Raw genomic sequence first — 21367 nt, forward strand, 5'->3', positions numbered from 1 at the left:
ATGGTGAGAACAGTGGCGAAAAAAATCTTATTTTGTGCAACCGTTGATTATCATTTCAAAGCCTTTCATCTCCCGTATATGAAATGGTTTAAGGAGCAGGGGTGGGATGTTCATGTGGCGGCATCAGGGACGAATCAATTACCTTTTACTGATGCTAAATTTACTATTCCGATTCATAGGTCGCCCTTTAACGTAGCAAATATAAAGGCATACAAGGAACTAAAATCTATCATAAGGCAAAATCAGTATGAGATAATCCATTGCCACACGCCACTTGGCGGAGTACTTACGAGATTGGCAGCCCGCGAGGCAAGAAAACGTGGAACAAAGGTTATTTACACGGCACATGGCTTTCATTTTTGTAAAGGTGCGCCACTTGCAAATTGGCTTGTTTATTATCCGATTGAGAAAGTGCTCTCTCGCGTAACTGATTGCTTAATAACAATCAATACAGAGGACTACAACTTAGCAACGAAACACCAATTTAAAGTAGACCGTATAGAACATGTCCATGGTGTGGGAATAGACACAGAAAAATATAAACAGGTAGATAAAAAAAGGAAAATGGACGAACGAGAAAAACTTGGATACAAAAATGAAGATTTTCTTATGTTTTATGCTGCTGAGTTTAATAAAAATAAAAACCAACAACTTCTTATACGAGCATTAGCATTGGTAAAAGATGAGCTTCCGAAAACTCGTCTTTTATTAGCTGGCGAAGGAATTCTTGTAAAAGAGTGTCAAGAGCTAGCAAAGTCATTAGGAGTAGAACATATGGTTGATTTCCTTGGTTTCAGGAAAGATATTGATCAGCTATTACCTGTTTGCGATATAGCAGTTGGTTCAAGCTTTCGAGAAGGATTACCGGTAAATATTATGGAGGCGATGGCTTGTGGGTTGCCTGTTGTAGCAAGTGAAAATAGGGGTCATAGAGAACTAATTTTAGAAAACATTAATGGATTTGTTATTCCTACAAAAGGTCATGAGCAGTTGGCTAAAAAATTAGTAGAGTTGTACCAATCACAAGAGCTACGTGAGAAATTGGGCGAAGGGAGTATTTCTCGGAGTCGAATATACACCCTTTCACAAGTTCATAATGAGTTAAGGGCTATTTACTCGAGTTATATGTTGGAGGACCATGATGAAGCCGAAAGTAAGTATTATCATACCAATTTATAATGTAGAAAGTTATCTTATCAGATGTCTAGAAAGTTTAGTAGCACAAAAAATAAGAGAGATTGAAATCATTGCTATTAATGATGGCTCCACTGACAAAAGTTTGGAGATTTTAAATGAATTTGCTAAAAAAGACCATCGTATTATCGTCATAGATAAAGAAAATGGCGGAGTATCCTCAGCGCGTAATGCTGGTATTCAATTAGCCAAAGGGGAGTTTATTGGCTTTGTTGATCCAGATGATTGGATTAATGTAACCATGTATCAAGATATGTATCAAACCGCAATAACAGATCGTGCCGATATTGTTATGTGTTCGTATATCCGTGAATTTGGTAGTCATTCAAAAGAAAAAGATTTCCAATTAGATGAGAAAGTGCTTTACAAAGACCGAGATGTGCAATCAAAAATGATGAGAAGGTTGATTGGACCTGTAAATGAAGAAATTGCAAGTCCAGAACTATTAGATGCTTGGGGAACTGTTTGGTCCAAATTATACAAGACAGAAATTATTAAAGGTAATAAAGTAACATTTACTGATTTAAGTGAAATCGGTACGAACGAAGATTCACTATTTAATATACAAGCATTTTATTATGCAAAGTCGTTTGTCTTTGTCAATAAGCCTTACTACCACTACTGGAGAGCAAATGAAACGTCTGTAACAACCGGATATAAACCTCTTTTAATAAAAAAGTGGTTAAATTTATACGGAATTATTGAAGGGTTTTTGCAAGAAAAAGAGTTGGGGAAAGAATTTTACATAGCATTAAATAACCGTATCTGCCTAAATACTCTAGGACTTGGTTTAAATGAAATGAGCGAATCAAACAGGTCATCAAATTTTGAAAAGATAAGGAACTTACATAGCATCCTACATGATGAGAGAATACAGCGTTCCTTCAAACAATTTGAAATGCAATATTTCTCATTTGTATGGAGGGCGTTTTATTTTTGCGCAAAGACGAAAAGAGCAGTGGGGCTTTATTTTATGCTAGCTAGTATTGAAAAGCTTAGAAAAATAGTTAGATAGAAAGGAATTGATAAAGCTGAAACCGATACGTATCCTGCAGGTAGTTACGATCATGAATCGTGGTGGACTTGAAACGATGTTAATGAATTACTATCGTCAAATGGATCGAACAAAGATTCAATTTGATTTTATGGTACATCGTGAAGAAAGTGGCCACTATGATGAGGAGATTTTAAATCTTGGTGGTAATATTTATAAAATGCCACAAATAAGACCTGGTAATTACAAAAAGTATTTTAAGTTGCTTGACGATTTTTTCTTGCTACATTCGGAATATAGGGTTGTCCATTCTCATATTAACGAAAATAGCAGTTTCGTCATACGAGCAGCTAATAAAGCTGGTGTGCCTTGCAGAATTGCCCATAGTCATTTAAGTGATTTAGGGTTAGATTTAAAACTCCCTTTTCGAATATATGCAAGGAATGTTATGAAAGATCATCCAACTGAATACTTTGCATGCTCTCAAAAAGCTGGGGAATGGCTTTTTGGAAAACAATTAGCTAATTCTGAGAAAGTAACAGTTCTTAATAATGCTGTCGACGTTAATCAATTTAAGTTTAATCAAGTTGTTCGAAATCAAATTAGAAAAGAGATAAATGCCGGAGAAAAGTTAGTCATAGGACATATTGGACGTTTTAATAAACAAAAAAATCATGAATTCTTACTTGATATCTTTAAAAGTTTGCATAAAAAAAATCCTAACTCCTTGTTAGTTCTCGTTGGTGATGGGCATTTGCGAGCTACTATAGAAAAGAAAGCAAAACAACTTGATCTTAGTCCTCATGTTCGATTTCTGGGAGTTCGTGAAAATATTTCGGAATTGATGCAGGGATTTGATTTGTTTCTCTTTCCTTCTCTTTTTGAAGGATTACCAGTCGTCTTAGTTGAAGCACAGGCAGCAGGGTTAAGTTGCATAATATCCGATTCGATAACAAAAGAGTCGAATGTAACAGGGAGAATTGATTTTTGTAGTTTGAAAGAACAAGCAAACGTTTGGGCTGATAAAATCCTTACTTCTTCCTACGATCATAAAGATACATCAAAAATATTAAGGGAAAAAGGATATGATACGGCCACAATGGCTGATTGGCTATATGATTTCTATATGAACCGAGCATTAGCATTAAGGAAACAAGCATAAAAGTGGAGGAAATAAAAAATGAACCCAACTTTAACTGTTTTTACACCCGCCTTCAACAGGGCTTACTCTCTTCATCTATGTTATGAAAGCTTAAAACGACAAACGTCAAAAGACTTTATTTGGCTGATTATAGATGACGGTTCAACAGATAATACGAGGGAGTTAGTCGAGAGTTGGATGTTAGAAGGGTCTGTCCCAATCCATTACTATTTTCAGAAGAATCAAGGGATGCATGGGGCGCACAATGCGGCTTATGAATTGATTGAGACTGAATTAAATGTCTGCATAGATTCCGATGACTATATGGCCGATGATGCAGTAGAGAAGATTCTTACATTTTGGAAAGAACATGGGGGTTCCTCTTATGCAGGTATTGTTGGGCTAGATGCCACACAGGGTGGTGAAATTATAGGGACAGAGATGCCCCAAAATGTGAAAGCATCTACTCTTTCCAACCTTTATGGGATTCATAAAGTTAAAGGAGATAAAAAGCTTGTCTATCGAACAGAGCTTACCAAGAACACACCACCATATCCACTATTTGAAGGTGAGAAGTATTGTCCACTTAGTTACAAATATATACTAATTGATCAAGAGTATCCGTTACTAGTTATGAATGAAGTTCTCTGTCATGTCGAATATCTGGAAGATGGATCAAGTATGAATATGATCAACCAATACAGAAAAAACCCTCGAGGTTTTTCTTATTTTAGGAAAGTGGCTATGAAACATGCGCCTACATTTAAGGAGAGGTTAAGAGAATCCATCCATTATGTTTCGAGTAATTTGATGATTAAAAATAAAAGGTTTGTAATCGAATCGCCATGTAAGGTGACTACCATACTGGCTAGTCCTATTGGATTGTGTTTGTATTTATACATTAAAAATACAAATAAAGTAACGGTTCTAAAAAATAGTAATGCATAGATATACTTTGGGAGAGGAAAACGCATATGACTGTATTTTACTTAAATCTAACTTTAGTTTATGCGTTATCGCTATTCGCAAGGTATATCGGTAAACAGACTGAATTAATTCCAGCTCAATTTTACGCCAACAAATTTTTTGCTTTCTTGGCATTAACAACATTAGTATTGGTATCAGGTCTTCGAAATAACGTTGGTGACACTTATTATTATATGCACTCTTATCGAGAATTCGATATTACTTGGGAAACAATCGATTTTACTGGAGACTTTGGTTTTAATATCTTACAAATGCTTTTACAGCAAGTTTCTAGAGATCCACAAATAATGATACTTACAACAGCAGTTTTAACTAATATTCTTATAGGCATGACATTATATCATTATTCTCGAATGTTTGAGTTAAGTTTATATGTCTATATAACGATTGGATATTTTTTAGTATCAATGAATGGGATTCGACAGTATTTAGCTGCAGCCATTATATTTGCGGCAACAAAATTTATTATAAATGGGGATTTTAAGAAATACCTACTAGTTGTACTTCTGGCATCAACCATTCATCAAACTGCTCTGATATTAATTCCAATTTACTTTGTGGTAAGAAGACCAGCTTGGTCGAAGACAACATATTTGCTTCTATTTCTCTCAATCATCATCGTTAGTGGTTTCAATGAGTTTATGAATTTATTATTTACTGCTATTGAAGATACAAAATATGGGGAATATAAAGACTTTCAAGAAGGCGGCGCTAGCACACTTAGAGTAGGGGTTGCTTTTGTTCCAATTATTCTCGCATTTATTGGTAGAGATAAGTTGAAGGAATTATTTCCTAAAAGTGATGTCATTGTAAATATGTCGTTACTAAGTGTTGTATTTATGATCATCTCAACTCAAAATTGGATCTTTGCACGCTTTTCAATCTATTTTGGATTATATCAATTAATCCTTGTCTCTTGGATTGTGAAGCTTTTTGTAGAAAAAGACCAAAGATTAATCTACTATGGAATTCTAGTCTGCTATTATGTTTCTGATAGGAAATAAAAGTGGGTAGAAAATAGTCTTTAAGATTCCTTTACATTGTGTTTATGTTATTAACTTACTACAATAGTACCATATTTGTATCACTAAAATTAGAAATAAATTTCCAGAAAATACGACAGGTACATACAATGCCTTCCAATTCGGAGCGTGGGCTTGTCGAAAAACTTCTGCCTGTTTCTGCTTTATAATATAAAATATAATAAGTGGCGATGTTTGTGATTTTTGCTAATATTTGTTTTAATATAAATGTATGATAAATCATGTAAGATAGAACGATTTAAAAAAATAATGTTAGGGGCGATTAGGGTTGAAATTACTAGGAATTTCTGGATCTTTAATTGGGGAGAAAACAGCGATTGCTGTTAATGAAGTGTTAAAAAGAGCGAGGGAACTTGAGCCGAAGTTAGAGATTGAGTTAGTCGATATGAAGGATTATGAAGTGGAATTTGTTATTGGCAAACCATTAGAAGCTTATAATGAAGATACACAGACTGTTATTAATAAGATTAAGGAAGCTGATTTGTTTGTGATTGGAACTCCTATTTACCAAGCTTCTATTACTGGGGCTTTGAAAAATTTGTTTGATCATCTTCCAACCAATGTCTTTGAGTCAAAAGTTGTAGGGACTGTTACGACTGCTGGGTCTGAAAAACATTTCCTTGTGGCCGATAATCAACTAAAGCCGATCTTGTCATTTTTTAAAGCAATTACTCCAACAAATGTATTCGTGCACAGTAGTTGTTTTGATCAATCGAATGTCATTGTTGATGAAGAAGTCAATAATCGTATTGATACGTTAGCAAAAGAATTAGTAAACTTACATACGAAGTTGAATTTATAGAATATTGACCTGATAAAGGGTAAGCCCTTTATCGGGTCGTTTCTTTAAAAAAGTAAAGCATAGGTATTGACATAATCAACTTTTAAAAGATATAATTATCTCGAAATTGAGACATTAGTTAAAGGAACTGATGAATATGAAGTCTTATGATCAAGATCAATCGCTTAAATTATTCGTTGTTATGTCACGTGCTATGCAGTCTGTGACGAAACGAGTAGAAGAAGATATTAAAAGCTATGGTTTGAATCCAACTGAATTTGCTGTGCTTGAACTTCTTTATAGCAAAGGTGAACAGCCAATCCAAAAAATTGGAGAAAAAGTGTTGCTTGCAAGCAGTAGTATTACGTATGTTGTTGATAAACTTGAGAAAAAGAGTTTTATTCATAGAAAACCTTGTCCAAAGGATCGTCGCGTTACCTATGCGGCTATTACAGAGGATGGAACAAACCTGATGGGTGATATTTTCCCTAAGCACCGTGAGGCTATTCAAGAGATTTTTGCAGGTTTAGAATCGGATGAAAAGAAAGAACTAATCATTCAATTAAAAAAATTAGGATTCCATGCACAGGAATTATAATTTTTTGATACTTATCTCGAATTAAGAATATATGATAATGAATTAGCTTGATAGGAGGAGAAATAATGATGAAAGCTATTGATCCGAGTGAGTTAGTCGAACGAGAGAATTACAAATTCTTGACTGGTAGTATTATCCCAAGACCAATAGCTTTTGTAACGACGCTTTCAAAAGAGCTGGTCTTAAATGCTGCACCGTTTAGTTACTTTAATATTATTTCGGCTAATCCTCCTATGATTTCAGTCTCAGTACAGCGATCAAACGGAGTCATGAAAGATACCTCTCGCAATGCGATCGAGCAAAAAGAATTTGTTGTTCATATTGCTGATGAGTCTTATCTGGAACAGCTTAATGTGACCGCAAAAAATTTGCCTTCTAATGAAAGTGAAGTAGATGCTGCAAATTTAACACCTGTAATAAGTTTAAAAGTAAAAGTGCCGGGTATACAAGAAGCAAAGGTTCGAATGGAATGTATTCTAGAAAAAGCTATACCGCTTGGAGGAACGGAAAAAGCGCCAGCCTGTGAGTTACTAATTGGCCGTGTTGTTCAGTACCACATCCATGAAGAGCTCTATCAGAATGGACGAATTGATGCTGAAGGTTTGAGACCGATCAGTCGCTTAGCTGGTAACCTTTATTCTAATTTAGGTGAGTTTCTCGAATTAGAAAGACCGAAATAAGAGCTTTTAATAATATTCACTTGTCTATTACCTCTAATTCATGATATACGGATTCGGATAATACAAAATTAATGTAATTCCTTTTAGGGGGTGATGGTATTCCGTCAGTTCAGTGAATATCACATGAATAAAACTAGGAGTTGAAGAGAATATGAGTTTTTTAAAAAAATTATTTGGTAATTCAAACAAAGAGGAGTCGATCGAAATGTCAAACATTAAATTAGCAGTTATCTATTACAGTTCAACAGGGTCTAACTATCAATTAGCGAAATGGGCAGAAGATGGTGGAACAGCAGCAGGTGCTGAAGTAAAACTATTAAAAGTGCCTGAGACTGCTCCACAAGCAGCAATTGATTCTAACCCAGCTTGGAAAGCTCATCTTGAAGAAACAGCTGATGTTCCTGAAGTAGCATTAGACGATTTAGAATGGGCAGATGCAATCGTATTTAGTGTACCGACTCGTTTTGGTAACATGCCAGCTCAAATGAAAAATTTTCTAGATACTACAGGTGGACTTTGGTTCCAAGGTAAGCTTGCGAATAAAGTAGTCAGTGCGATGTCATCAGCAAGTAATGCTCATGGTGGTCAAGAAGCAACAATTCTTTCTCTTTACACAACGATGTATCACTGGGGTGCCATTGTTGCTGCGCCTGGTTACACAGATCCATTATTATTCGCTTCAGGCGGTAATCCATACGGAACGAGTGTTACAGTTGGTCAAGATGGAAAGATGCAAGAAAACGTAGAAGAAGCTGCTAAGTATCAAGCCAAACGTACAGTTCAAGTAGCTGAATCATTAAAAAAAGGTTCACTATAAAGTTAGTAAACTCTCTAATCGGTTTGATTAGAGAGTTTTTTTCATTAACTACTAGAAGAAATCAAATAACATTAATGAATTTTTAATATTTGTTTAATATTCGTATCATATAATATCTACCGCTAAAGGTATAAACAACATATTTAAACAAAGTACGACAAAAATTAATCAAACGTTTGTTTAACTTCAATGCTTAGTATCAACATTATCAATTCCAATCATCTTCCACAAATAATCGAACCAAGATATATGAAAAAGACAGACCTTGTCGCAGAGGGCGTGGAATGTTGAGAAAACCATACAAAGGAAGACGGTTATTCCTAAGAACTTGAGTTTAATGATGAGGACTAGACCTACTGGTTTTAGTCCTCTTATAGTTATTCTCTTGAAAACTAATGTATTTCATTATTTTCTTTTTATTTAAGCAATAAAAAGCAACGAACGGTTTCTATCCTATGTTGGGTTGTGTTGACTCTCTTCATAAGCAATTAGAACAACGTCTTTATCCGTGGCTTCCCGGATTTCTGTTTCTAATAGCATAACTCTGTTTAGAAGGTCCGGACTAAGGTTTGCTGCTGAATAACGGTCATATTCAAATGGTTGTTTATCTTCCATTACTTTTTCCTCCTTTTCAACTTCTATTGTTAATGTCTCACAAGGCAAACGTTCTATTCCATTACGATTTTCAATTTCACTGGCATAAAAGGAAATTGAAAACAATCAACATACTCAGCTAAGTGGAAGGAAAAGCTAAGAGGAAACTAACTCAGAATTAGGTGAGTAACATGAAATTTTTATGCATAGACGGTGGTGGAATTCGAGGTATTTTTGCTGTAGCTATATTAAAGTCTATGGAGGATGAATACAAGAAACCGATTGGAGATCTTTTTGATGTGATCGCTGGAACGAGTACAGGTGCGATTATTGCAACATCCGCAGTGTTAAAAAAACCGATGAAAAACATTTTAAAAAGCTACAAGAAATTTGGAAAAAAAGTCTTTAACCCGCAAGCACAAATGGGGATTTTTAAAAGTGTCTATAGTGATCGCGATTTGCGTAAATATTTCAAAAAGAATTTTGGGGAATTAACGCTTTCTGACATAGACCAACCTTTGCTTATTCCAGCGGTTGATGTGACCCATGGTAAACCTTATATCTTTCGTTCAAACTATGGGCATCCGGACAGTGATGATTTAACAATTAAATTATGGGATGCGGTTTTATCTTCGTGTTCAGCACCTGTTTATTTTCCGCCAAATAATATTAAAAATGAGTATTTATCCATTGATGGAGGATTATGGGCAAATAACCCTTCAATGGTTTGTGTGACAGAGGCTATGCAACATTTCAAAAAAAATCTCGAGGAAATTAAAATTTTTTCAGTAGGGACAGGATTACAGGAAATTGAGTATAAGTTTGAAAAAAATAAATTTTGGGGAATTAAGAAATGGCTTCCTTTTCAATTTCCTTTTATGAAAATAACGCCAAAGCTGCTTGATTTAGCATTAGATTTATCTTCTGAATCCATTACGTATCATTGTCAACATTTATTAGGAAATCGTTATTTTCGTTTAAATGAACGGTTAGGGGCGGAAGTTCCCTTTGATGATGTGAAGTGTATGGATGAACTGATTGGTTTGGGAAATCGAGTATATAAAGAACAGCAAAAAGAGATACGGTTATTCTTAGGGGAGGAATGATCATGGTATCTTAAGTATTTTTAAACGAGATACCAATACCAATTGAAGTTTTACGCTATCATGATACTAAGACAGGTTTTGGAGAAAATAAAATGGTTATTGATTTTCAAGTCAGTAGTGAGGACTATTATAGGATCACAACACTTTTGTATGAAATGACCTTTGACGTAAAAGTTGCTGAAAGAAACTTGGATTCTCGAGCGACTATAAGTAATTACTCTACGTCATTCACAAATTTATATGAGGAAAACCAAGTAGGTGTCTTTCATTTAGAATTGATTGAGGTCCGTAAATAACTAGACCAGCACAGCAAGTGCTGGTCTTAAATGTTCCTAGTAAAAGTACGGAAAAAACAAGCTGCTTAACAAATAGAATGGAAAACGGCGACGTCTGAATCTGCGGAATCTTCTTGGATATCCATAGCCATATCCTGGATATCCACCGTAACCAGGATACCCTCCATACCCACCGTAGCCATATCTTAGTTCGCTATGTGTACCTTCTTCAACATCACCATCAGGCACAAGCATGGTTACTCCCTCACGGTCAGTATTTTCGATAATTCCATCAACCGTTTGCCCATCAGAAGTTTGAAGTTGAACTAAGTGGTGTAGATATTGTTGACATAACTCATGCATTTGGTGTTGGTGCATGGTTGGGTCCATTGTACCTGGTTGAGCAGGTGTTGTCGGCACCATCGGACCGTTTGGCATTTGATACTGATTAGTTGGAACTGATGTACCTTGTTGCATATTGTTCATTGGATAATTGTTCATTTTCTCTCCTCCTTTTCAAAAACAGCATATTCAAGAGTGGGTGTTTGTGCTACTATCTCTTGAAAAGTTTTTAAAATAAAAACCAAAGGAAAATACCTTTTAAGTGGCATTTCCTTTGGTTAACTAGAGAAGTTAAGGTTTTAAAATAACTTTAATACAGTCATCTTCGTGATTATTAAAAGTTTTATATGCTTTGCTTGCGTCATCAAGTGATACTTTGTGTGTAATAATCTCTTTTGGATCATAATCGTTATTTACGATTTGGTCAAACAGTTTTGGCATTATTGGGATAATCGGTGCTTGTCCCATTTTAAGGGTAACGTTTCTTGAGAAGAAAGGTCCGAGTGGAAAGTTGTTATAATTGGCCCCATAAACACCTGTTAGCTGAACGACACCTGATTTCCGAACTGCTTTTGTGGCAATTTGAATAGGGCCAAGTGTTCCACCTTGAAGCTTTAATTTTTGTTCGATTAATTCTAGGGGTGATTTTTTCCCGTCCATTCCGACGCAATCAATGACGACATCCGCACCACCTGAAGTGATTTCTTTCAAATGTTCACCCATGTCTGGAAACTGAGTGAAGTCATATACTTCGACATTGTTCATTTTTTTAGCATGGGTAAGTCGGTAGTCTAAGTAGTCAACCGCAATGACACGTTTGGCTCCTTTTAACCAAGCATACTTTTGTGTCATTAATCCTACTGGTCCGCAACCGAGTACGATGACCGTATCTCCTTGTTTCACACCAGCATGCTCTACGCTCCAATAAGCAGTTGGTAAAACGTCCGACAAAAAGAGTAGTGATTCATCTTCTAATTCGCAGGGTTCGGGTATAACAAATGGTGTGAAATTACCAAAAGGAACTTTTAAGTATTCAGCTTGTCCACCCGGATGATTCCCAAATTTTTCTGTGTAACCGAAGTAGCCACCTGAATCATAATGGGGATTAGAATTATCACATTGACTCGTTTCCCCCTGATTGCAATAAATACAATGACCGCAAGCAACATTAAAAGGGACCACGACACGGTCTCCTTTTTTTACCTTTGTTACCTCAGGACCAACTTCCTCGACAATACCCATTGGTTCATGACCAATACTATAGCCTTTAGGTAAGGGCATATTTCCTTGATATAAATGTAGATCGGACCCACAAATGGCTGTAGAAGTAATACGGACGATGACATCGTCTTTTTTTTCGATTTTAGCATCTTCCACTTGTGTAACCTCTACGTGATTAGGGCCTTGATAGGTAACTGCGCGCATATATACACTCCATTTCAGTTGGGTTTTAGCTTTTCGATAATAACTCTTTATAAAAGTATTACCTTATTATCATGTCTGTTACTCAAATTTAAAAACAGGCATGTTAATTTTGATTAATGATTTAATTGTTTTAGATTGCATAAACTGGGTAACATACTATATAAGGCTAATTATTGAACTGTGAAGGAAAAGAACTAAAGGATAAGGGGACCTAAAACATGCTATCACCTGAGGATCGAATCACATTACATGGTTTTAATAACCTTACGAAATCTCTAAGCTTTAATATGTATGATGTCTGTTTTACGAAAACAAAAGCAGAACGTGAAGCTTATATTGAATACATTGATGAGCAATATAATGCAGATCGTTTAACTAAAATACTTGAAAATGTGACAGAAATCATTGGTGCACATGTACTGAATGTCGCAAAACAAGATTTTGTGCCACAAGGGGCAAGCGTCACATTGCTAGTCTCAGAAGGTCCGGTTGTTGAAGTGCCAAATGATTCGTATGATGAATCTCCAGGGCCACTTCCTGAAGCTATCGTCATGGGATTAGACAAAAGTCATATCACGGTTCATACGTATCCAGAATTCCATCCATATGAGGGAATTAGTACATTTAGGGCAGATATTGATGTTTCAACATGTGGTGAAATTTCACCATTAAAAGCGTTAAATTATCTAATTCATTCGTTTGAAACAGATATTATGACGATGGATTACCGTGTTCGAGGTTTTACGAGAGATATTAAAGGCCATAAATTATTCATTGATCACGATATTAACTCGATTCAAAATTACATTCCAGAAGAAGTAAAACGTTTATACGATATGATTGATGTAAATATATATCAGGAAAACACATTTCATACGAAATGTAAGTTGAAGGATTTTGATTTAGATAATTATTTATTTGGAACAACTAAAGTGGACCTGCATCCAGGTGAAGCTGAGGAAATTACGAATAAGCTTACGACTGAGATGGATGAGATTTTTTACGGGAAGAACATCAAATAATAGTGGAACCATGACGTGTCATGGTTCTTTTTGTATATACCGACGCTTTGGCATGACCTAATACCAAATGATACTAGGTAAGATTCAAGAAAGGATGGGTAAGATATAAGCAAGCTATGGAAATGGAGATGAATGCTATGGCTAGGAAAAAGAAGCTTCTTGTTCCAGAAGCACAAAGCGCAGTTAATCAGTTTAAAAATAAGGTGATGGCTCAGCAAGGCTATAATATAAATTCGGGTGAGCCTGATCAAGTCAAATATGAAGTAGCTAAGGATTTACATGTTCCTTTGAAAAAAGGATACAACGGTACCCTCACCTCAAAGCAAGCTGGAGAAGTTGGTGGCAAGATTGGCGGGAGTATGGTTAAAGAGATGATTCGAATGGCGCAGCAAAATTTAAACAAATAAGAAGGTGATCTTATGAATAAAGATAAAGAGAAAGAGCAGTGTGAACCATTAGAACATTGGTTAGACGATAATAATGGACAAGATCATGAATTTGCAGAGGAACTCTCAGATGGTGGCGAAAGAAATGAATTCGCCGACGAACAGCTGAAAAACAATGGTCGGATTACTACCGGTTAAAATATGTTACCTAAAAAGCAATTTAAAGTTTTGAACCATAAGTGCCGCTAATGATTAAGATCTGACGCGGTGCTTTAAATCGAAGGTTATCTTTTATTTGTAGAAGGTGACAGTGAATTTTGAGGTACGAGAAGAGCAAGTCTATAAGGAACCAGTGTTCTGTATCTGAAGAAGGATGACACATATACACATATATTACGACAAAAGTTTATCCGTAAGCAAATCGATGTAAATAAAGTATTTCTTGAAACATTTAAAATCAGTCAATGTGTTAATATTCGTTTTCCTTCTATTGCTTCTTATAGAGGATTTTTCGATTTTTCTATGACTTTTCCATAGCTTTAGGTGCTAGAATAGAAGTCAAATTAAGATTAACAGGCTAATTACTATAAACGCAACCAGCAAATTACACAATAGAAGGATTGAAATTAGCTGCTGCTTATATCATTTACTTAAATACTATAATTGTGAGAAATTAAGTTAAATAAAAAAACTAGTTGTCTTATGCTCAAATATCATTTATTATAATTTCAATAATCGAATACTACCTACTTAAAGGGGAGTAGCTGTACAATAAAGTCGTCATTCCAGGATTAATCCTCGGCTTTATTGGCAACATGAACATGTTGTTAGCCAGACCTTTACCAATGGTAGAGGTCTTTTTATTTGTTCTAAGACCTTTGCCCTTTTGGTAGAGGTCTTTTTACTTGCATTATGTTATTAAAAGGAGAATAGATCTTCGTTGTCTACAACGTTGAACAAGTTTTGTTGAGTTTTATTACTAATTGTTTTGAATGAAAATGAGTAAATGAATACAACAGAATATTATAAAAATCCTCCTCGAATTCAATGTAAAGAACATCAGCATAACAAGTCCTTTATTTACGAGAAATACAACTTAAAAGATGAAGTTTTGAATGGGGAAGATCAAAGTGGAGATAAGTTTTGATTTGATTTTATGGATTAAGTATTTAATTTTAGGAATTTTCCAAGGATTTACGGAACCTATTCCTGTTTCTTCAAGTGGACATCTTGTCCTTATGCAGCACTTTTTAGGAGTTGAAATCGATGGTTTAAGCTTTGAAGTTTTAGTCAATTTTGCTTCTTTATTTGCTGTATTGGTTATTTATAGACATGACTTAAAAAAGCTCGTATCCGGATTTTTTAATTATGTTTTCACACGGGATCGCGCAACTAAAAAAGACTTTCAATTCGGAATGTATATCGTGATTGCCACCATTCCCGCTGTAGTCATTGCTTTATTTTTTGAAGATTGGATTTCTGATCAATTTAAGCATATTCATGTGATTGCCATTACTCTTATCATTACAGGTATTGCTCTTTGGTTCATTCGAAACTTAAAAGGACATAAGCGCGATCAAGAAATAACTTTTAAGGAAGTAATTATTGTTGGGTTAGCACAAGCGGTTGCTTTAATTCCAGGTATTAGTCGTTCTGGTGCGACAATTGTTGCAGCAATGGGGCTTGGATGGCGTCAAGAAACGGCCCTTCGTTTTTCTTTTTTCTTGTTCATTCCAATCAGTGTGGGTGCAGGGATTTTGGCTATTTCGGATCTGATTAATGATCCTCAATTAGCGCAATTGCTCGTTCCTTATTTATTGGCTTTTATTGGGTCGTTTATTGCCTCTTATTATTCTTTGAAGTGGTTTATGAACATCATGAAAAGCGGAAAACTCATTTACTTTTCTTTATACTGTTTTGTTGTTGGAGGATTTGTTCTCTGGGTCCTTTAATGTGACTCAAAATGTATTAGGACTTGGACATCAACTAAGCCAATGGTAGGGCAGTGGTTAATTAAAACTTTCAATTAAAGGAGAATGCAATTTGCTTCAATGGCGAAATATTTTCAAAGGAATGACCATGGGTATAAGTGATCTTATCCCTGGGGTGAGTGGAGGCACTATAGCACTCGTATTAGGAATTTACCAGCCATTAATCGCTGCGATCAATGGCATATTTACAAAGGATTGGAAAAAACATCTCATTTTTTTAATCCCACTAGGTCTCGGGATTGTTCTTGTTTTACTATCAGTCAGTCATTTAATCGAATGGTTACTAGTTGCCTATCCGCAACCAACCTTTTTCTTTTTCTTAGGCTTGATTATTGGAATTATTCCAACCTTGTTAAAAGACATTAATTATAAGCAATCGTTTAAACCTATTCACTATGTTTTACTGGCAATCGGTGCTATTGTAGTCGGCGCGACTATTTTTGTAAAAGAAACCGAACTAGCAAGTATAATGAGTAATTTGGTATGGAGTGATTATGTACTATTGTTTTTTGCTGGATGGCTCGCAAGCTCTGCGATGATTTTACCAGGAATTAGTGGTTCGTTTATCTTTTTACTTCTCGGTGTTTACCCAACTGTGATTAATGCCTTGTCAACTTTTAATCTCCCAATTATTTTGACAGTTGGTGCTGGAGTTGCGATTGGACTTGTGCTTACAAGCAAATTAATTACCTACTTGTTAGCAAAATTTAAAACAGGGACATATGCGGTCATGATAGGTTTTATCGTCGGTTCAATTATTGTGATTTATCCTGGAATTGCTTCAGATAATTATTTGTTTTTTATTAGCATCTTTGCTTTTTGTGTCGGTTGGATATGTGCATTTTTATTAAGTTATTTTGAAGGGAAGAAAACACTAGCTAATTTAAGTGTTTAGTTATAAAATTAGAATAATACTAAAAATGGAGTGTGATGTTTAGATGGACGATGTTCCGTCGAGTTTGATTGCGTTATTTATCGTGCTATTGCTTCTGTCTGCTTTTTTCTCTTCTGCTGAAACGGCTTTTTCAAGTGTGAATAAGATTCGTCTTAGAAATTATGATGGAGAGGGGAGACGCGGAGCTAAGAAGGCTGTTCATATAGCTGAGAATTTTGATACAACGCTCTCGACCCTTTTGGTTGGTAATAACCTTGTAAACATTGCAGCAGCAACACTTTCGTCACAAATTGCGATTCAACTATTTGGCCCTAGTCTTGGAGTATTTATCAGTACATTTGTCGTCACAATTTTGGTTTTGATTTTTGGCGAAATTATCCCGAAATCGTTAGCGAAAGAATATGCAGAAAGCTATGCGTTAAAAACGTCGGGAATTCTATTATTGTTGATTCAAGTGTTATATCCAGTAACTTGGGTGTTTTTACAGATTAAAAAGCTTGTTTCATTATTTGTTAAAAATAAAGACAACACACCATCTGTTACCGAAGAAGAAATTAAAATGATTGTACAAATTAGTGAAGATGAGGGTGTTATTGGAAAAAATGAAAGAGAGATGGTGCATCGTTCTTTAGAATTTGATGACATTATCGTCCATGAAATTCTAAAACCGCGCCCAGATATGATTGCGGTAGAGGTCAATCAACCAATTTCTGAAATTAAGGATGTCTTTTTCAAAGAGCATTTTTCAAGGATTCCTGTCTATGAAGGTAATGTTGATAACATAATTGGTATTTTGTCTGAGCGTGATTTTCTAACGGCCTTCATTCAGCATGGTGAGAACATTGATATTCAATCGTTGCTACGACATCCTTTATTCGTCGTTGAATCGATGAAAATCTCATCCTTACTTCCTGAATTGCAGAAGAAAAAGGTTCATATGGCTATTGTCATTGATGAATTTGGGGGTACATCTGGATTGATTACCTTAGAGGATATTTTGGAAGAGATCGTCGGTGAAATCTGGGATGAGCATGATATTAGTGTCAATCAGGTAAAACAAGTAGGGCCTTCGAGTTACGTTGTTAATGCCGATTATTCCATTGATGACTTTGCTCATTTTGTCGAAATGGAGGCACCGTCAACGTCTAACCACACTCTAGGTGGTTGGTTAATTGAAGAGTTTCAGCGAATTCCCAAAGAGGGAGAAGAGTTTTCTTATCAAGACCTAATTATTAAAATAACAAAGGCAGAAGAAAAGAGAATTCGACAAGTACATTTAACAGTTAACAAAAGTCATGATATAGTTGAACGGTTAAGCAGTTAATTATTCAATTTTATAGCCCCTGTGAATTTACAATTCACAGGGGCTTTTTTAAGATGAAAAGGCTCTGCCGATAGCGAGAGAATAATATGATTTTAACATACGTCTTCAATAAATTAATGCCCTCTATTTCCCAGTAGGAGACTATTTTTTCTCATAGTATAGTTATCTAGTAGCGGAATACTATAAAGAGGTGTTAATAATATGAAAGAAAGAAATAGTTTTCCTGTTATTCTAGCTTTTTTACTAGCCTTTAGTTCGTATCATTTATTAGTAGAAGCTTCAAAGTCGTACGGAAAAGGGATTCAAAAACATACGACTGAAGTAATTGAATCAGACTTAAATGAAATCGGACAGCAAGGTAGTAACAGCAATGGCAAAGGAAGTGGGAAAAACAACAAAAACGAGGAAATGGAGTTAGCTCCTGAAGGCCCTATTGACATATCAGAACCACGTGAAAGTGAAGATCCATCTACTTTTATAATACTTGGATATTACACAAAGTATTGGTCAACTGATTTAACTTCGTATCAGTCATTAACAAGCTACTATTCAAATATGAATGCTATTGCAATGGCAACTTATGACGTCACATCGAGTGGGATAATCGAGGGGTTTGACCCACAAGAAGGCGTTGAGTTTGCAAATGCACATAGTGTTAAACCTTATGTAACTATTCAAAATAAATTCGATCCTAATGTAGCTAATCAAATTCTAACTGATGCAAACTTAAAACAAACAGCGATCACAAATATGCTTGAATTAGTTAAGATAAAAGGTTTTCAAGGAATTAACTTAAACTTTGAAAATATGTTTGCTAGTGATCGTGTTCATTTCAATCAGTTTGTAAAAGAGTTGGTTGCTGTGTTTCATGCAAATGATTATCCTGTAATTGTTTCAGTGCCAGCTAAAACGGAAGATTTCCCAACATGGGCTTGGAGTGGAACTTTTGAGTATAAAAAGTTAGGGGAACTAGCCGATTACATTCAAATAATGAGTTATGATCAGCATGGTTCTTGGGGAGATCCTGGTCCAGTTGCAGGCGTTAACTGGATGGAAAATGTTTTAGCATACGCAGCAAACGAAATACCCTCTGAAAAACTGATAATCGGATTACCTGCGTATGCATATGATTGGAACCTGACTAATTCGGATGGTAATAAAGCTTTAACATGGAAAACGGTAATAACGTTGATTCAAAATACAGATGGCACGGTGCAGTGGGATAACGCATCACAAAGTCCTTTTTTCGACTATACAGCATCCAATGGAGACAAGCATACAGTATGGTTTGAAAATGAAAAGAGTATCGAAATTAAAACGAGGCTTGTTCATAAATACAACTTAGCCGGAGTATCTATGTGGAGAATGGGCCAAGAAGATGAACATTTTTGGATGGCTGTGGAAAAGGGCTTAACTAACTAGATTGGAATGCACATCGAATCATTTATTGTTAAGCTTTTTTGCACTCGAACTAATCATTACTATAATTTACCAGTCACCTTCGCTATATAACGGAAAGAAACTCCAGTATAATGAAAAGATAACAATCGATTCGTTTAATTAGGAGAAGATGAAAGTGGTCAGTTCAAATTTAAATTTAGTTACAGATATTAGAAGCAATCAGCTATCAAATGAGCTGACAGATGATGAAGTTAAATTAATTACGATGTTCTCTGAGGAGATATATGTTGAAAAAGGGCAATATGTTATCAAGGAAGGCAAGTACAATCAAGCCTTTTATTTGGTGAAAACAGGTAGTCTTAATGTTTTACTTGAAGAGACGGTGACTAAACAGCCTATTACGATTCGAGAAGCTGGTGACTTTGTTGGGGTACTTAAATCAACAGATTCACCAATCAATTCGGTTATTGCACGTGAACCTTCAACATTAGTTAGGATCAATGTGGACAAGATCTTTTCAACGAATCGCTATCAACCTCTTCAAATTAAACTTCTAAGTAAGCTTGTAAAACAATTGACAACGGATGTCAGAATCAATCAAAATCAAATGAAAAACTACTACGCTTTAGGTACTCTTACCATTTTTCTTTTATGTATATTGTCTATCTATACTTTGAGTTTAGGAGCATTACAAGGATTTGTTACTGATTTTGGGGTTTCCACTTATGTAGATATAGGGTTGATTATTTGTTTTGCTTGGATTATGTATAAGTTGATAAAAAAAAGCCATTACCCCCTTAAAACTTTTGGTGTGACGATGGACAATTGGAAGGCAAACCTAAAAGAAGCGACTATTCTCACCTCGCCTATTTTACTCTTCTTTCTGTTTTTAAAATGGGCTTTAATTACATTCATACCTGCCTTTACAGAGATTCCATTATTCAATCCAACCGCCGCATTAGCTGATATCGGTTTTTCCTTTGGAATGTTTACAGTATTAGTGGTTGTCTATATTGTTTTTTCTATTGTCCAAGAATTTATCGCAAGAGCAGGGCTACAATCTGCTCTTTGTCTATATTTACCAGATTCAAAAGGGAAACTAGCTACAGCGATTATCCTTTCTAATTTGTTATTTGCCATGGCGCATTCTCATATCGGAACGTTATTTGCGTTAGTGGCATTTGTTCCAGGAATTTATTGGGGATGGCTCTTTGCACGTCAGAATTCTCTTATTGGAGTTTGTTTTTCACATATGTTAATCGGGATATGGGTTCTTTTTATTTTAGGATTTACTCAATTTATTGGTTAAAAAAGAATGGACTCATAAGGGAGATGTAGAATTAGCTGATGCTTTTCTGTTTTTCGGACTAAACTTGATGAACATGACGCTTTAGGCGATATTCCTTCTACGGTTAACAGGCCAACGTAAAGCTTGCGGAATTAGATCTAGATAACCTAGGATTTAATAGACGTTTAAGAGGATGGTCAAGAAAATTAACTACCTTGAACCATCCTTTTTTTATTGTTTATTATGTTTTTAAACCAGCTTTAGCTCGGAGACTATGATCCCATCTTCATCAGCATACAAATAAGATCCAGGTTCAAAATTTAAACCAGCAAATTGAATAGGGATATTCTCTTGCCCTTTTCCTTGTTTAATACTTTTCAAAGGATTTGTCCCGAGAGCATAAATACCAATATCCATTTGCTTAATCTGTGCGCAGTCTCTGATACATCCATATACTACCACACCCGCTAATTGCCGGGTGACTGCAATTTCCGCAAGATTGTCCCCAATGAGGGCACATTTCAAAGAACCGCCTCCATCAACAACTAGCACACTCCCTTTTGGGATGTTTTCCAATGCTTGCTTAACTAGCACATTATCCTCAAAAACTTTAACCGTATGAATAGGTCCATGAAAAGATCTTTTTTTTCCGTATAAAGTGAAAATAGATTCGGCTACTTTTACATAATCACGATGAACATCACAAAGATCTGCGGTATGAAATGCCATTGATAATCATCCTTTCGCTCTTGAAAAATAATACTACGAATTATGAATAGTACATAATTTAACAATAGTGTATTTGCGATCTAGCTTCAAGCATTAATTTATTAAATAAATGGACAAAGGTAGAGGTTATTAGAAGCAATCTAGTATAAATGAATAGTCGATAGCGTAATTAAAGAAGATAAGCGCCTTATAATTTCACATACCGTAGTTAGAAAATTTTTTTAAGTAAAAAATTTCAAAAGGGATTTCATTGCGATAAATAAGGATTTCTTTTTCGAACTTCAATTCATTTTTATCTCGCTCGATAACGATTAATAGGTCTAATTAAATAACTCTTACTCTCCTCTTTATTTC

23 protein-coding genes are annotated in these 21367 nt (G+C 35.3%); 19 read left to right on the plus strand and 4 right to left on the minus strand.

Going from position 1 to position 21367, the window contains the following annotated elements:
* The 9 genes from LDX58_RS08220 to wrbA all read left to right on the plus strand — a co-directional run bounded on the left by LDX58_RS08220 (nucleotide 1) and on the right by wrbA (nucleotide 8235).
* Nucleotides 1-1179, plus strand: coding sequence for a glycosyltransferase family 4 protein (locus LDX58_RS08220; protein WP_227936340.1), 1179 nt, complete (start codon nucleotides 1-3; stop codon nucleotides 1177-1179).
* A complete protein-coding gene (locus LDX58_RS08225; RefSeq protein WP_227936341.1) occupies nucleotides 1142-2209 on the plus strand; it encodes a glycosyltransferase family 2 protein in 1068 nt (355 codons plus the stop codon). The genes LDX58_RS08220 and LDX58_RS08225 overlap by 38 nt, the downstream gene beginning before the upstream one ends.
* 52 nt (nucleotides 2210-2261) lie before the next feature.
* Entirely contained in the window at nucleotides 2262-3350 is a 1089-nt protein-coding gene (locus tag LDX58_RS08230; protein ID WP_227936342.1) for a glycosyltransferase family 1 protein, read from the plus strand.
* 18 nt (nucleotides 3351-3368) lie between these two features.
* Complete coding sequence (locus LDX58_RS08235; RefSeq protein WP_227936343.1) at nucleotides 3369-4277, plus strand: glycosyltransferase family 2 protein; 909 nt, start codon at nucleotides 3369-3371, stop codon at nucleotides 4275-4277.
* 26 nt (nucleotides 4278-4303) lie between these two features.
* Nucleotides 4304-5320 carry an EpsG family protein gene (locus LDX58_RS08240; RefSeq protein WP_227936344.1) on the plus strand — a complete coding sequence of 339 codons (1017 nt, stop codon included), beginning with the start codon at nucleotides 4304-4306 and terminating at the stop codon, nucleotides 5318-5320.
* Between the two features lie 307 nt (nucleotides 5321-5627).
* Nucleotides 5628-6161: an NADPH-dependent FMN reductase gene (locus LDX58_RS08245; protein WP_227936345.1), complete on the plus strand. Its 534-nt coding sequence runs from the start codon at nucleotides 5628-5630 to the stop codon at nucleotides 6159-6161.
* Nucleotides 6162-6297: 136 nt separating this feature from the next.
* The gene (locus tag LDX58_RS08250; protein ID WP_372459126.1) at nucleotides 6298-6738 is read left to right on the plus strand and encodes a MarR family winged helix-turn-helix transcriptional regulator; all 441 of its coding nucleotides are present in this window, start codon (nucleotides 6298-6300) and stop codon (nucleotides 6736-6738) included.
* Nucleotides 6739-6806: 68 nt separating this feature from the next.
* Nucleotides 6807-7418, plus strand: coding sequence for a flavin reductase family protein (locus tag LDX58_RS08255; RefSeq protein WP_227936477.1), 612 nt, complete (start codon nucleotides 6807-6809; stop codon nucleotides 7416-7418).
* 151 nt (nucleotides 7419-7569) lie between these two features.
* On the plus strand, nucleotides 7570-8235 hold the full coding sequence (gene wrbA / locus LDX58_RS08260) for an NAD(P)H:quinone oxidoreductase (protein WP_227936347.1): 666 nt from the start codon (nucleotides 7570-7572) through the stop codon (nucleotides 8233-8235).
* A gap of 453 nt (nucleotides 8236-8688) precedes the next feature.
* Here the strand turns inward: wrbA and LDX58_RS08265 are convergent, their stop codons facing one another.
* A complete protein-coding gene (locus LDX58_RS08265; RefSeq protein ID WP_227936348.1) occupies nucleotides 8689-8850 on the minus strand; it encodes a hypothetical protein in 162 nt (53 codons plus the stop codon).
* Between the two features lie 170 nt (nucleotides 8851-9020).
* On the opposite strand from LDX58_RS08265, the gene LDX58_RS08270 reads away from it, so the two are divergent.
* Both LDX58_RS08270 and LDX58_RS08275 read left to right on the plus strand, forming a co-directional pair.
* Complete coding sequence (locus LDX58_RS08270) at nucleotides 9021-9935, plus strand: CBASS cGAMP-activated phospholipase (protein ID WP_227936349.1); 915 nt, start codon at nucleotides 9021-9023, stop codon at nucleotides 9933-9935.
* Nucleotides 9936-9976: 41 nt separating this feature from the next.
* Complete coding sequence (locus LDX58_RS08275; RefSeq protein WP_227936478.1) at nucleotides 9977-10231, plus strand: DUF3219 family protein; 255 nt, start codon at nucleotides 9977-9979, stop codon at nucleotides 10229-10231.
* Between the two features lie 36 nt (nucleotides 10232-10267).
* Here LDX58_RS08275 and LDX58_RS08280 read toward each other — a convergent pair whose 3' ends face one another.
* Both LDX58_RS08280 and LDX58_RS08285 read right to left on the minus strand, forming a co-directional pair.
* A complete protein-coding gene (locus tag LDX58_RS08280; RefSeq protein WP_227936350.1) occupies nucleotides 10268-10711 on the minus strand; it encodes a hypothetical protein in 444 nt (147 codons plus the stop codon).
* A 132-nt stretch (nucleotides 10712-10843) separates the two neighbouring features.
* Nucleotides 10844-11977, minus strand: coding sequence for a zinc-dependent alcohol dehydrogenase (locus LDX58_RS08285; RefSeq protein ID WP_227936351.1), 1134 nt, complete (start codon nucleotides 11975-11977; stop codon nucleotides 10844-10846).
* A 218-nt stretch (nucleotides 11978-12195) separates the two neighbouring features.
* Here LDX58_RS08285 and speD point away from each other — a divergent pair, with 218 nt between their 5' ends.
* The 8 genes from speD (at nucleotide 12196) to LDX58_RS08325 (ending at nucleotide 20305) form a co-directional block, all read left to right on the plus strand.
* Nucleotides 12196-12999 (plus strand): adenosylmethionine decarboxylase, encoded by an 804-nt coding sequence (gene speD / locus LDX58_RS08290; RefSeq protein ID WP_227936352.1) that lies wholly within the window; start codon nucleotides 12196-12198, stop codon nucleotides 12997-12999.
* Between the two features lie 137 nt (nucleotides 13000-13136).
* On the plus strand, nucleotides 13137-13406 hold the full coding sequence (locus LDX58_RS08295; protein ID WP_227936353.1) for an alpha/beta-type small acid-soluble spore protein: 270 nt from the start codon (nucleotides 13137-13139) through the stop codon (nucleotides 13404-13406).
* A 12-nt stretch (nucleotides 13407-13418) separates the two neighbouring features.
* Complete coding sequence (locus LDX58_RS08300) at nucleotides 13419-13583, plus strand: hypothetical protein (protein ID WP_227936354.1); 165 nt, start codon at nucleotides 13419-13421, stop codon at nucleotides 13581-13583.
* 917 nt (nucleotides 13584-14500) lie between these two features.
* On the plus strand, nucleotides 14501-15337 hold the full coding sequence (locus LDX58_RS08305; RefSeq protein ID WP_227936355.1) for an undecaprenyl-diphosphate phosphatase: 837 nt from the start codon (nucleotides 14501-14503) through the stop codon (nucleotides 15335-15337).
* Nucleotides 15338-15458: 121 nt separating this feature from the next.
* Nucleotides 15459-16271 carry a DUF368 domain-containing protein gene (locus tag LDX58_RS08310; protein ID WP_372459133.1) on the plus strand — a complete coding sequence of 271 codons (813 nt, stop codon included), beginning with the start codon at nucleotides 15459-15461 and terminating at the stop codon, nucleotides 16269-16271.
* A gap of 43 nt (nucleotides 16272-16314) precedes the next feature.
* Complete coding sequence (locus LDX58_RS08315) at nucleotides 16315-17595, plus strand: hemolysin family protein (RefSeq protein WP_227936357.1); 1281 nt, start codon at nucleotides 16315-16317, stop codon at nucleotides 17593-17595.
* Nucleotides 17596-17796: 201 nt separating this feature from the next.
* Entirely contained in the window at nucleotides 17797-19017 is a 1221-nt protein-coding gene (locus LDX58_RS08320; RefSeq protein WP_227936358.1) for a glycosyl hydrolase family 18 protein, read from the plus strand.
* Nucleotides 19018-19171: 154 nt separating this feature from the next.
* The gene (locus tag LDX58_RS08325) at nucleotides 19172-20305 is read left to right on the plus strand and encodes a CPBP family glutamic-type intramembrane protease (RefSeq protein WP_227936359.1); all 1134 of its coding nucleotides are present in this window, start codon (nucleotides 19172-19174) and stop codon (nucleotides 20303-20305) included.
* Nucleotides 20306-20533: 228 nt separating this feature from the next.
* Here the strand turns inward: LDX58_RS08325 and rraA are convergent, their stop codons facing one another.
* Complete coding sequence (gene rraA, locus LDX58_RS08330; RefSeq protein WP_227936360.1) at nucleotides 20534-21013, minus strand: ribonuclease E activity regulator RraA; 480 nt, start codon at nucleotides 21011-21013, stop codon at nucleotides 20534-20536.
* Between the last annotated feature and the right edge of the window lie 354 nt (nucleotides 21014-21367).

It is taken from the genome of Alkalihalobacillus deserti (genome assembly GCF_020734105.1).
Classification (GTDB): domain Bacteria; phylum Bacillota; class Bacilli; order Bacillales; family Bacillaceae_D; genus Halalkalibacter; species Halalkalibacter deserti.